Annotated in this window: 9 protein-coding genes; 1 reads left to right on the forward strand and 8 read right to left on the reverse strand. The window is 39.2% G+C overall.

Annotation, left to right across the window (positions count from 1 at the left end; genetic code table 11):
• Nucleotide 1: 1 nt before the first annotated feature.
• The 3 genes from H4J46_RS12145 to H4J46_RS17535 form a co-directional block, all read right to left on the reverse strand.
• Nucleotides 2-1,321 carry an N-acetylmuramoyl-L-alanine amidase gene (locus tag H4J46_RS12145; RefSeq protein WP_182233765.1) on the reverse strand — a complete coding sequence of 440 codons (1,320 nt, stop codon included), beginning with the start codon at nucleotides 1,319-1,321 and terminating at the stop codon, nucleotides 2-4.
• 97 nt (nucleotides 1,322-1,418) lie between these two features.
• Nucleotides 1,419-1,904, reverse strand: a complete 486-nt coding sequence (tsaE, locus tag H4J46_RS12150) for a tRNA (adenosine(37)-N6)-threonylcarbamoyltransferase complex ATPase subunit type 1 TsaE (protein WP_220463022.1) — start codon at nucleotides 1,902-1,904, stop codon at nucleotides 1,419-1,421.
• A 16-nt stretch (nucleotides 1,905-1,920) separates the two neighbouring features.
• Nucleotides 1,921-3,447 (reverse strand): NAD(P)H-hydrate dehydratase, encoded by a 1,527-nt coding sequence (locus H4J46_RS17535; RefSeq protein WP_182233767.1) that lies wholly within the window; start codon nucleotides 3,445-3,447, stop codon nucleotides 1,921-1,923.
• 38 nt (nucleotides 3,448-3,485) lie between these two features.
• Between H4J46_RS17535 and queG the strand changes: the two genes are divergently transcribed.
• The gene (gene queG / locus H4J46_RS12160; protein WP_182233768.1) at nucleotides 3,486-4,631 is read left to right on the forward strand and encodes a tRNA epoxyqueuosine(34) reductase QueG; all 1,146 of its coding nucleotides are present in this window, start codon (nucleotides 3,486-3,488) and stop codon (nucleotides 4,629-4,631) included.
• Between the two features lie 168 nt (nucleotides 4,632-4,799).
• Here the strand turns inward: queG and H4J46_RS12165 are convergent, their stop codons facing one another.
• The 5 genes from H4J46_RS12165 to orn all read right to left on the reverse strand — a co-directional run bounded on the left by H4J46_RS12165 (nucleotide 4,800) and on the right by orn (nucleotide 12,084).
• Nucleotides 4,800-6,440, reverse strand: coding sequence for a response regulator (locus H4J46_RS12165; RefSeq protein ID WP_182233769.1), 1,641 nt, complete (start codon nucleotides 6,438-6,440; stop codon nucleotides 4,800-4,802).
• Nucleotides 6,441-6,471: 31 nt separating this feature from the next.
• The gene (locus H4J46_RS12170) at nucleotides 6,472-6,678 is read right to left on the reverse strand and encodes a DUF1289 domain-containing protein (protein ID WP_182233770.1); all 207 of its coding nucleotides are present in this window, start codon (nucleotides 6,676-6,678) and stop codon (nucleotides 6,472-6,474) included.
• Nucleotides 6,675-10,292: a hypothetical protein gene (locus H4J46_RS12175; RefSeq protein ID WP_182233771.1), complete on the reverse strand. Its 3,618-nt coding sequence runs from the start codon at nucleotides 10,290-10,292 to the stop codon at nucleotides 6,675-6,677. The genes H4J46_RS12170 and H4J46_RS12175 overlap by 4 nt, the downstream gene beginning before the upstream one ends.
• A 365-nt stretch (nucleotides 10,293-10,657) precedes the next feature.
• A complete protein-coding gene (locus H4J46_RS12180; RefSeq protein WP_182233772.1) occupies nucleotides 10,658-11,155 on the reverse strand; it encodes a DUF4442 domain-containing protein in 498 nt (165 codons plus the stop codon).
• A gap of 383 nt (nucleotides 11,156-11,538) precedes the next feature.
• Nucleotides 11,539-12,084: an oligoribonuclease gene (orn, locus tag H4J46_RS12185; RefSeq protein WP_182233773.1), complete on the reverse strand. Its 546-nt coding sequence runs from the start codon at nucleotides 12,082-12,084 to the stop codon at nucleotides 11,539-11,541.
• Nucleotides 12,085-12,173 lie beyond the last annotated feature (89 nt).

The following is a 12,173-nucleotide window of genomic DNA, read 5'->3' on the forward strand; positions in this document are numbered from 1 at the left end:
GTTAATCTGCCTGTGGTATTTTGAGTGTTTGGCCAATTCTAACCAAATTAGATTTAAGATTATTGGCAGATTTTAATTTTCTAACGGATACTTTATAACGCTCAGCAACTACAGAAAGCGATTCACCGCGGCTGACCTTATGTTCACGAAATCGTGTCGCAGCGATTAATGTGCCATCAGGTGGATTGCCAGAGAAATAGTCATCTACAGCAATATATATTGCCTTAGCCAACTTATACTGATGATTGGCATTATTTAAACGTCTTTCTTCCTGTGGATTAGAAATAAAACCAGTTTCAATTAATACTGACGGAATATCAGAAGATTTTAATACCGCTAAGCTTAAACGTTCTGGCTTATGCTTATGTAGCCTTGTGACTTTCTTAAGCTGCTTAACCACATGTTCAGCAAAATCATAACTGCTTGCCATAGTATATTCTTTCTTCATATCACCCAGTGCTATCGCTAAGTTGTTATCCTTGGTTTTTCTAATAGTTTCACCTGCACCACCTAGTAGTTCAGAATTTTTTTCTCGGTTTTGAATCCAGTGGCTAAATTCTGAATCAGCACGACGCGTAGCTTGTACTAACACTGAAGCGCCGTTGGGCTGTGATGACGTAAAGGCGTCAGCGTGAATAGAAATAAGCAGATCAGCCTTAGATTTTCTGGCTAATTCAGTTTTACGATCATGGTTAACGTAATAGTCACCACTGCGGATCATCACCGCTTTTAGACCTGATTTTTTGTTAATTAAATTAGCGAGCTTTTGGGCTATCTTTAAGGTTATACGTTTTTCATAAGTTCCTGCAGCACCTATAGAACCTGGATCTTCACCACCATGACCGGCAACAATAGCAATCACGATATCGCGTTTACCTTTGCTATTGTCGTGTTGTGCAATGCTCTGACTTTGTTTATCGTAGAGATCAATAACCAGCCGGTCACCATATTGCCCCGCAGGCGCCAGTGGAAATATCGAGATACGAAAGTTATCCGCTAATTCAAGTACTAAGCGAGTTGTTCCTTGCTGTTTTGAGCGACTGGTACGAATTTTTTTCACGCGACGGTCAGCTTTTATCACCGACATTAAATCGACATAGTTTTTACTATTTTTAAAATCAATCACTAAGCGTTGAGGCGATTGTAATGAAAAGTATTTAAAATCAGGTTGTTTACTAAGATCAAAAACAATACGGGTATTTTCAGGCGCAGGCCAGACCCGCACACTGTCAATACTGTTGCCCGCGTTAGCAATACTTGCTAAGCCTAGACAGAGCATAAGTATGACTATGATTTTTGTTGAAAAAATGGCTAAACGCATTGAATTAATTACCTTTTACGGGCCTTTCAAGAGCCTTTTTTAGCGGTTACTTTTCTTATTACACTGCGCTGGAACTGCCTGTGTTCAATAAAGCGCGCTACGGCGCTAAAATTGACAGTAAGTGTGTACCTAAAGCTGTTTTAGCCGAGAGTGAAACTTGACGCTGCTCTTCATGATAAGCTAAGTTTATAATCATATCTGGCTCTGGTAACATGCCCTGACCTTTTTCGGGCCATTCTATAAAGCTACAACACTGGCTATTAAAGTAATCTCGAATGCCCATATACTCTAATTCTTCAGGGTCAGCTAGCCGGTATAAGTCAAAATGATACACTTGCCAGTCTGCTAAGTCATAGGGTTCAACTAAGGTATACGTTGGGCTTTTAACATTACCGACATGCCCCATTCCTTGCACAAAACCTCGTGTTAAGGTGGTTTTACCGGCACCAAGATCACCATTTAAGTAAACAATAATCCCTTGTTTTAACTCTGCTTTTACAATATCAGCTAATTGTTTACCCAAGGTGATTGTTGCCAATTCATCGGCCAATATAAAGTTTTTTTTTGTCACAAAATTATTCATCGTATTGTTATTACTTCTAAAGTATCTTATCTGCAGCGCAATTACCATTAATTAGCCACTGAATTTCGGGGTATAGATCACTCGCAAGTAACCCTATTCGTCCGTGCTTTAGGGCAATAATATCAGCTGCACGACCATGAATATAGACACCTAAGCGGGCTGCGGCAAATAAATCCTTACTTTGTAAGATTAGTGCGCCAATAATACCACTGAGCACATCACCCATACCACCACTGGCCATGCCTGAATTCCCCGTACTATTGACCCAAACAATATCGCCATCAGATACCAGTGTACCTGCGCCTTTTAACACACATACGCCGCCATATTGTTGCGCTATTTTTTTTACCGCTGAAAATCGGTCCGCTTCAACCTCAGTAATCGAGCATGATAACAAAGCCGCCGCTTCACCGGAATGCGGTGTTAATACCCATTGAGCACTTTTTAATGAACTTTTGCCAAGTAACCTTAAGGCATCAGCATCAACTACTTTTGGCTCAGGCCGCTTAATTACCAACTTAAATAACGCTTTTGACCATAGCTCTTGCCCTAAGCCAGGCCCAAGTATAATGACTTTTATTTTTTTTAGTAGCGCTGAACGGTTTAAGCTTTCGGCTGAATTTGCCACTAACATTAGCTCTGCTTGTCTGGTCAGTAAAGTGTTACGTGACTTTTCGTGACAACAAACACCGACTAGTGCAGCACCCGTTCGCAAAGCCGCCTCTGCAGCCAAACAAATAGCGCCGGTAAAGGTGTGAAAACCACCAACCGCTAGCAACATGCCAATATTACCTTTATGGCTGCAAGGGGCTCTGGGTAACATAACCGGTAAGTTTTTCTCACTTTGGCGAAAACATACTGATGAGGTTAACGCAGCTAACGCCCGATTTACGCCTAGCGTTTCAAGCTCTAAATTACCGACATAGTTTGCCGCTTGCCCAGTCAATAAACCTTGCTTATAGGCTATTAATGTCACCGTTAAATCGGCCTTGACCGCAACACTTGATACTATACCTAGGTCAGCATTAAGTCCTGATGGCACGTCAACCGACACCCGTGGGCATGGCTGGTTATTTATCTGAGTAATCAAGTCGACAAGGGATGGAGATAGTACTCCACTGAAACCAATACCAAATAAGCAGTCAACAATAACACCTCCTTGAAACCCAGCTACAAGGGTTTCCATTGCCTCACTTTGTGGGCAAAAATCAATTTTTATTGGCAGCGCGGTAAGTAAGGTTAGCGCTTGTTGTGCATCGCCAGTAATAGATTCACGCTCAGCATTAACCAGTACAGTGACAGCTAGACCGGCTTGATAGGCTAATCTGGCAACAATATAACCATCGCCACCATTATTGCCTTTACCGCACACAATAAGGAGCTTAATCGCGGTAGGGAAATGTTGCTGTATTTGACTTAACACCGCACGGCCTGCTCGTTCCATCAGCTGAAATAGATCGATACCAACAGCTTGTGCTGCGTCAGCCTCAAAGCGTTGTAGTTGATTAACCTTATAAGCATGATGTGTTAAACTATTTGACACTTTTAGTACCACCTTTATTGTTTGAAAATTCGGCTGCCATGACTACACCTGCTCTTAACTATCAAGATTTAACAGAAAAAATCAAGCTTTGGGGCCAAGAACTTGGCTTTTCACAAGTAGGTATTAGCAATGTCGACTTATCTGAACACGAGGCCGCGTTAACCCGTTGGCTAGACAATAACTATCACGGCACTATGGATTATATGGCCCGCCATGGCTTAATGCGTGCCAGAGCTAAGGAATTAGTTGCCGGCACCCTGAATGTTATTAGCGTGCGCATGGATTATTTGCCTACTGATGCGAAATTTGCCCGCACTTTAAAAAACCGCGATCATGCTTATATCAGCCGATATGCCTTAGGTCGCGATTATCACAAATTAATGCGTAAACGCCTAAAGCAATTAGGTGAGATCATTAAAACCCATTGTAACAACTTTAATTATCGCCCTTTTGTTGATTCTGCGCCAATACTTGAAAGACCTCTGGCTGAGAAAGCAGGTTTAGGGTGGGTGGGTAAACATTCATTACTGATTAACAAGCAAGCGGGCTCTTGGTTTTTTATCGGCGAGCTCTTGGTTGATATACCGCTAATTAGTGATACTAAGGCAGAAAATCACTGTGGTAGTTGTGTGTCTTGTATCAAAATTTGCCCAACTCAAGCCATAGTTGAACCTTATGTGGTCGATGCAAGACGCTGTATATCCTATCTAACGATAGAATTACGTGACGCCATACCCGTAGAGTTTAGGCCTTTAATTGGCAATAGAGTGTATGGTTGCGATGACTGCCAATTAATTTGCCCATGGAACAAGTTTGCCAAGCTTGGCAGTGAAGATGATTTTAAACCTCGACAAAACTTAGACAATATCACTTTATTAACTTTGTTTTCGTGGGATGAAGCAACATTTTTAAGTAAAACTGAAGGCTCACCTATTCGTCGTATTGGCTTTCAGTGTTGGCAGCGCAATATCGCTGTTGCCCTGGGTAATGCCGACTTCTCAACAGCTAATATTGAGGCGTTAACAGAAAAAACAGCAAGCTCAGCCCCTATGGTTGCTGAACATATTGAGTGGGCAATATCACAACAAAAACTTAAACAACAAGCTTTAACTAAAGATCAAAATTTACGTTTAACCGCACGGTTAATTCGTTCGGTTGAAAAAGGTATGCCTCGCGATGCTTAGCAACTAATGCATTAAATAATACCCGTTTCATTCATTAGCGGGTCTGCTTTATTTATTAAAAAAACAGAAAAATACATGGTTTTTATTTTAATAACGTAGTAATAAATTTTTTACCCTGATGAAATGCTCAGGGTATTAGTGATATTGGTAAAATCATGGCGTTTGCCACTAGTTTAATTTTTGCCATTTCAGTGTTAATTCGTTAAGCGTTGCCAGGCCTTTACCCGCAAAATTTAGCGTTGAAAGTACAGCGAGAATACCCTCTACTGACACCCGATGCTCAGGTGTGTCCTGATCTTCTTGCTTAATTTTTATCAATATTTTTAATTGGCTAAACAGTAATTTGACATTATTTGGACTCAGTTGTAATGCTTGTTGAATGGCCTTTAACGCCGGTAGTAATCGATGCTTATGAAAGTGCTCAACCGCCATGCGGTTAAGTTCTTTGGCAGTAAAGTGTATCTCTTCACGCTGTTGACTTTCTTGCGCTATATAATGCCTAACCACTTGGCTATTTAACGAATTACCAGCAATTTGATTATTGATGGCTTCAAGTAATTTTATTGCCTCTTCACGCATACCTAACTCATGCAATACTTTCACCCGATCTAAATTATCCTCTACTACTTTGCTGGGTATAAGCGACATATGATTTTCAACTAATTTTATCGCTTTAGCTTGTTCATTACGGACATTGTGTAACCTAGCTTTAACCACTAATAGTGGTTGTTTAAAAAGGCTCACATCTTTGCAGACATGCTCAAATTGTGTGATATAACGATCAGTTTGCCGCAATAATTCATTGGCACTGTCATCTGGAGTTGCACAAGCAAGATCAATACCCGCTCTGATCACATTCAGTAAAAGTTCGGGGGAGTCATGAATTGAGTTTTTCGCTTGTTGTGCTATGTTGCGCGTCGCTACATATTGTCCTTTATAATCATGAGTTAAGCGGGCTAAATCCCACGACTTTCTATTACGTTCAATATTTCTTGGTGCCAATGCCATGGCTTTTTTAATTTCTTCATAGGCCTGTTGGTATTGTTCTTGTTCGATGAAATACTGCGCCATCATATCGTGGGCACCAAAACGTGTGTCTGGCTTATCAATCAAGGTGTTTATCATATCGCTAATTTCACCCAAGCGACCTTGCTTTAACAAAGATTTCGCATAGCCTAAATACACCCACGAGTATTTATAGGTTTTAAATAATCGGCGATAAAAAGCTTCTGCTGTTTCAAACTCGAGCAAGGAAAGATATGACTCACCTTTAATGCGGTTAATATTAGGATGATAATGGGCTAACTTTTCATTTTGCAGGTGTCGATCAGCAAAATAAAGTGCTTTGGCGTAGGCTTTTTTGTCTATCGCATTGTTGATATTAAAAAGTACTTGCTTGACCTTTAATATCGCGATGAAGCGGGTTCTCACTTTTTTTATCGCTAACGGTTTTGTCCAAAAGTCATCGGGTTGCAACTCGATGATAGAGTTTACTAAAGGTTCATTGGTTTCTGTACTGAGGAATATTAATACCGTAGTTTTAGTTACATGGCCTTTAAATTTCAATTCTTCTAATAAGTGAAAACCGTCTTTGTCGCTTTGAATGTTAAAGGCGCAAATAATAATATGAAAATACATTTCATCGCACAACCTAAGACCATAATAAGCATTTTGTACACAACGCACTTCCTTTATACCAAGCGCGAATAGGGTTGTTTTTAAAACGCTGTGTACGAGCAGGTTATCGTCGATAACTAAAACATTAAGTTGATCAAGTTGCGCTAAGGTATTTTTTTCAACATCTTGCATGATTTACCTTACTGGCTATGATCTTAGCCTGCTACTTTCCATATTGTAGTTGACGTTGTTGGCACTGGTTAAGTACCTCTTTTTTTGCCGCGACATCAAGCTGGCGCCATGTCATAATTTCATCAATATTGCGAAAGCAGCCTAAACAAACATCGTCCTCATTTAGGCCACAATGACTTACACAAGGACTAACAATATCTTTAACTTTGTCTTTTGACTGGTAGTATTGAACACTCATATCGCTTCTGCAAATTCAGTTAACTGTAATAGACATAGTTTGAGGTGATTTAACTGACGTTGCAATGCCTCTTTTTCTAGTACTGAAAAAGAGGCATTTAACGCTTTTGGGCTAAGCAATTGACTTAACTGTCGACATTGCGCCAATAAAGGTCTGGCAGCAATAACATTAGCTAAGGTAGTTAACGACTGTAACAGCGCTAAAGCGAGGCGGTAGTCTTGCGCCGCTAGTGCCGAGCTTAACGCTTGGAGATTGGTGCTAATGTCCACCAAATATTCATCTAACATATAAGCGGCTAACTCAGCAGAGCCTTGATTTTCTGCGTATTGGTTTAAATCCAAAGCCTCTGCTGTTGATTTATTTATTTGCTCAAAGCCAAAAGAGAAGTCTAACGACTGCTCAATATCCGCCATATTCAATACTTGCTCACCAGTCACATTGCTCTTGTCAGGTACAGAATTTGGTATGGCCGTGTACTTATTATCTTGCTTACTTAGCGGTGGGGCTAATATGGCTTGATTTTCACCCGTGCCTGCAGCTGACTTTAACCAAGGAGATAATTGCTGAATTAATTTTTGAATATCTAATATTGGAGCTAAATAGCCACTATGCCAAGACGTTGGTAAGTTAAATTTATCGAAAAAATCGTCTGACTTATCCTTATTATCGCTCAAAGCAAACAGGCCACGAACAGAAGTTAATGTATTATTAATAGTACTATTAAAACTGGAAAACTCATAAATAGCCACTAAGTAACGCCCTGACTGCCATAAGTTTTCGAGCTGTTCTTGTTGAGAAACCACAGTCACCTGTAAACCAAGCCAATGCAATATTCTCAGTAAAACTTGGTGTTTACTGGCCATGATCACACCAAGTAAAACTTCAACTTGGCTAGGTATAAAACGATAAGGTGAGAAAATCTCTGGCTCAACTAATAAGTTAATCTTGTTGTTATTACTTAACAACGCAATAATATTGGTGATTAACTCACCGGAAAACCAAGGTAAGTTACTGGCTGAAAACAACCCTGCTCGTTGTAATGTAGTACAGTTAACTGGCTGAATAACTAATATTTTAGGTTGTATTTTAGCCGGTAAACTCGCCAAGTGTTGGGTGATCAAATCATAATCTGAAAAGTAGACTTCAGGCGATAAAACAATCACATCCAAGCGATACGTCATTAGGTGTTTTATACTCATTTGGCGACGAAATAGTGACAAATCTTGCATTGTTTCCACTGTAGCTTTGCTGTGGCCGAGTTGATGACAAATTCTTTCGCGGCTAACTTTGTCAGTAGCAATAACTAAAAGTGCACACTTGGTTAAATTTATTTGCTGGTTTTCGCTAGTTTTATTCAACTCTTCAGCAATGGTTAACGAACACTCAAAAGAAAATTTTCCAGCCGATTCTAACAGTTGACTAGCTTTATTACTGACATTAAAAACCAACTGCAAATCTCGTAAATAATGCTCAGTAGTATGAGTAAAGTCTGCCGTTATTTCATCATCGAACACTAACTCGTTAATCACCTGAGATAGCCTCTGTGCATCAGATGGCTTATTAAGCAAAAAGCTTATCTGTACAGTTTGTTGGCCGCTATTTATGTCAATCACTTGCAAAGCAATATCAAGCTCAGCACCCCGCTGCTCCGTCAGTATCTTATGACATATTGTTGCTATCATGGCCTGAAAAAATTCACTTTCAAGTGTCACCGAAGAGGCTAAATTCTCTGCCATATGCAAATAAATGCAGTTGTTACTTTGCGCTACAGCCAAACTCACATTAGCTAAAACTGTATGCATTTCATTAGCAAGTGTTACCCTAGATAAGGTCAAGACAAAGTCGTTTAGACGTAATTGGGCACAGGTTTTTTGTTGTTCACCCCAGCGCGCTAATTGACGTAATTGCTGGTAGGCAAGTTGTTCGTCACCCTGAGTGATGGACACTAACTGCCTTTGTAGCATTACGCTATTCACTAGCTCTGACGCTTTGTCGCTACGGGTAATAATAGCGAGTTTATCTGCTTGGTTTTGCTGTTTAAGTTGTTGTTGTAACTGTGCATTACTATCTTTAAGCACTTGATGTTCTTCTGCATTAGCTAAACTGCCACACCACAGGCCACCAATATATTCAAGCGTTAAAGCCAGGGCTTTTTCTTGATTGCTCATTAACGAAATTTTTTCAACACTCTGATGTTTTTTGGCGTGTCGCGCAAGAGACAAAATAGCCCGAACATCTGCCCGACTAAAGCACTGACGCCAATGTTGAATGTTAACGTTAACACCGAATAAGGCTGACAATTGTTGTTGCTTTTCTGACCGCAAAGGCATTTGCCAAAAAACAACCCCACTATGACGAGACATAAATACTATTTGCGTTTGGTATTCTTGCTGCTGTTGTCTGAAGTCGGCTTCACGATGTAAAGGTTGAGACAGTTGCTTAATAGCATTAAGCGTTGCTGTGACTTCAAGCCCAGGTATTTTTGCTACCACGTTACCTGTAGTCACAAACTCTTTAACGACAGCGACACTTTGTCTACCAAAGTATTTAATTTTTCTTCGTAAACTGAAAAGTAAACTGATAAAAATCAGGCTGAGTAAAAGAAAAACACCGGTAATAAGCCAAGTGTAATGCTTAGGCTGCACGTCAATATTAGCTTTTACCAACCATGCGAAGAACTGTTGTTTGATAAGCGATGGTTTAATGGGTTGCACGACAATTGTATTATCAAGTAAGGGTATTAGCTCAGCTTTCTGTTTTATTAGTTCAGCTTTCAAGTCATCTACCCTGCGTAATTGACCACGCCACTTTGCAAAAGTGTTTTGCTCACTAAACAGCAGGGTATTAAGCACTGATATTTGTTCAACCAAGCCTTTTTCATTTAAATTTTTATTCATCACATTACTGGCATTTGCCAGCCAACGAATTATATCGCGTTGAATCTCTTGCTGAATATAACTAAATTCGACTAAATCATACTGTAAATCAAGTTGGTTAAACATCACTAAAGTGTCCATGATACCTTGATGCAACTCACGATTAATATTTAAGCTATTTACTAAGTTACTTAATGCCTTCGCCCGTACGCTAATTACCTTCTGGGTTAAGTTGTTTTGGCTGATTTGACGATATAAGTCATTTTGCTGACTTATTTGCTCGGCGATTAAATGAGATAAACTATCCGTCACTAAGAGCAATTGAATAATAACACTATCTTTAAGTTGAAGGTTTCGTCGAGTACTTTCAGTTAAGCGCGTGACATTTTCTGCCTGCGTCTTTAAACGCTGAGTTAACTGCGCTAATAACCACTTATTGTTTTGACTTAACGCAGAAATTTTTTTTAAGTTTTCACTCAGCATTTGATAGCTTTCATCAAATTTTAGCGCCGACTTACTGTCGAGCAAATCATTGAGTAAGCGATTATTTTTAATTAACAACAATTGTCGTTGATGCTGCTGTTCAAGGGCCGGCAATTGTTGATATTTAACTAGCGCTAAATCTTGTTCTGATTGAAAGTACAACCAAAACCCCAGCAAAAAAAGTAAGGAAAAGCTCAAAGCCAATAAAAAAAATTGGCGACTAAGCTGACGATATAGCGGCAGTGTTGAATCCATGCTTGGGTAATATCCTAATAAATAAAATACATAATATTTTTATATACTTATATAACTTAGTTACGCCAAGCTCTATGGTGCAACAACTTAGCGTAAATTAGTTATTCCATTAATAGTGTATGGCTTTAAGATTAATTAGCAAAGATTAATCATGCCCGCAGAGCATTTTATCTTAACTTACATATACCCGTTCCACTTCAAGCTGCAGTTTCAACGTTAAACTAGGGAATAAGATCAGCTGGGATAAATCAGCTGTAACGAGTGAAGGTCAAATAAGCTCCATAGTTTAGCAACAGCGCCCTGAAATAGATCAGTGATTACTTGGTATTGCCTTATCTACATTCATTTTTTAATATTTGTGATGATTAGCGCTGATTACTTTTTGGTTTTTTACTGATCCATGCCCATGTCATTTTACATTCAATTGGCTGTTCGCCTGATTCATCAGTGATGGTAACCGCAATGTTCATATTGCCCTTTTCTTGGCTCAATAACGCAATTTGCTGATCTGAAATGGTTGCAATAGCGGTTAAATCTCCCTGCATTCTGCGCTGATAGTTAATCGTCATCGACTTTAATAAAGGCAGACAGCTATCGGGTAAGTTCAAACCAAAAACGATACCTGTCGCTGATTCAGCTAATAACGCCGCGGCAATAGCGTGCACACCACCAATATGATTTTGTACTCTTTTACAATTTACCATGGACAACTTAACTTGCTGCTGCTCTATATCGACCAGAGTGACCTTCGACGTGCTGGCGTATTTAACCTGAGAGCAAAATAATTTTGTTAACAAAAATGAATGACTGATTTTCGGTAACTTTTTAATTTTTTTAACGATCCGACTAAAGCGATTAACCATAAATATCCTAGATAAATGTTTTGCAAAATGCGTTAATGATTGTCAAGCAAACTGGTCAGACCTTCAAGTTTTTTATCTTATTACGCTTTAAAATTTAAATCATAATTTCTTAAAACCATCAGCTAACTGTAAATATAAGTTATTAGCGTAATATAAGAAAAATCATTAAGGTGATTAATACTGCGCAGCGATGAATGGCTAACAACAACAACGCACAGGTACTTGAATAACTGTAAACGATAAGCGACAAATAGGAGCGCAATTTTGGAGCAAGATTAAGCTCGAAAAATGCCGCGAAGGCCAGAATATATCAATGAACTCTGAGCATAAAAAAGACGCTAATGCGTCTCATTATAGGGCTTACTGTGTTTTAAATGCCGCTACTACAGCTTAAAAAAATGTTCCTGATAAACTTTCAATTCAGCAATAGATTCAAGAATATCATCCATGGCTAAATGTGCTCCCGTTTTAACCACTTTACTTAATACTTCTGGCTTCCAACGACGCGCCAACTCTTTTACTGTGCTAACGTCAAGATTACGATAATGAAAGTAATCTTCAAACTCCGGCATGTATTTATTAATAAAGCGTCTATCTTGCCCAATGCTATTACCACACATAGGCGATTTACCTTGTGTAACGTGTGGCTTAAAAAATGCCAAGGTTTCCGCACTTGCTTGCGCTAAACTCGTGCTACTTTCTCGACATCTTTGGGTTAAACCTGATTGGCCATGATGCTCGATACACCAGGGATTCATATTATTTAATATTTCATCACTTTGATGAATAGCAAACACTGGCCCTTGAGCTAAAATATTAAGTTGGCTATCGGTAATGATTGTCGCAATTTCTAAAATAACGTCAGTACTCGGTTCAAGGCCGGTCATCTCTAAATCTAACCAAATTAAATTGCTATCGTTAGCGTTCATTGTCATTCCTACGTTATTTACTGTTGATCAAATTATATATATTAGCAGATAAACTACAGAGAGTGTGCCTGCAAAGGCACGATTACACA

This window comes from Colwellia sp. MB02u-6 (assembly GCF_014077095.1).
GTDB lineage: Bacteria > Pseudomonadota > Gammaproteobacteria > Enterobacterales > Alteromonadaceae > Cognaticolwellia.

Excerpts from the sequence above, each read along its gene's own strand:
- H4J46_RS12180 (WP_182233772.1), bottom strand. The coding sequence starts at position 11,155 with ATGGTTAATCGCTTTAGTCGGATCGTTAAAAAAATTAAAAAGTTACCG.
- H4J46_RS12170 (WP_182233770.1), bottom strand. The coding sequence starts at position 6,678 with ATGAGTGTTCAATACTACCAGTCAAAAGACAAAGTTAAAGATATTGTT.
- H4J46_RS12145 (WP_182233765.1), bottom strand. The coding sequence starts at position 1,321 with ATGCGTTTAGCCATTTTTTCAACAAAAATCATAGTCATACTTATGCTC.
- orn (WP_182233773.1), bottom strand. The coding sequence starts at position 12,084 with ATGAACGCTAACGATAGCAATTTAATTTGGTTAGATTTAGAGATGACC.
- queG (WP_182233768.1), top strand. The coding sequence starts at position 3,486 with ATGACTACACCTGCTCTTAACTATCAAGATTTAACAGAAAAAATCAAG.
- tsaE (WP_220463022.1), bottom strand. The coding sequence starts at position 1,904 with ATGAATAATTTTGTGACAAAAAAAAACTTTATATTGGCCGATGAATTG.
- H4J46_RS12175 (WP_182233771.1), bottom strand. The coding sequence starts at position 10,292 with ATGGATTCAACACTGCCGCTATATCGTCAGCTTAGTCGCCAATTTTTT.
- H4J46_RS12165 (WP_182233769.1), bottom strand. The coding sequence starts at position 6,440 with ATGCAAGATGTTGAAAAAAATACCTTAGCGCAACTTGATCAACTTAAT.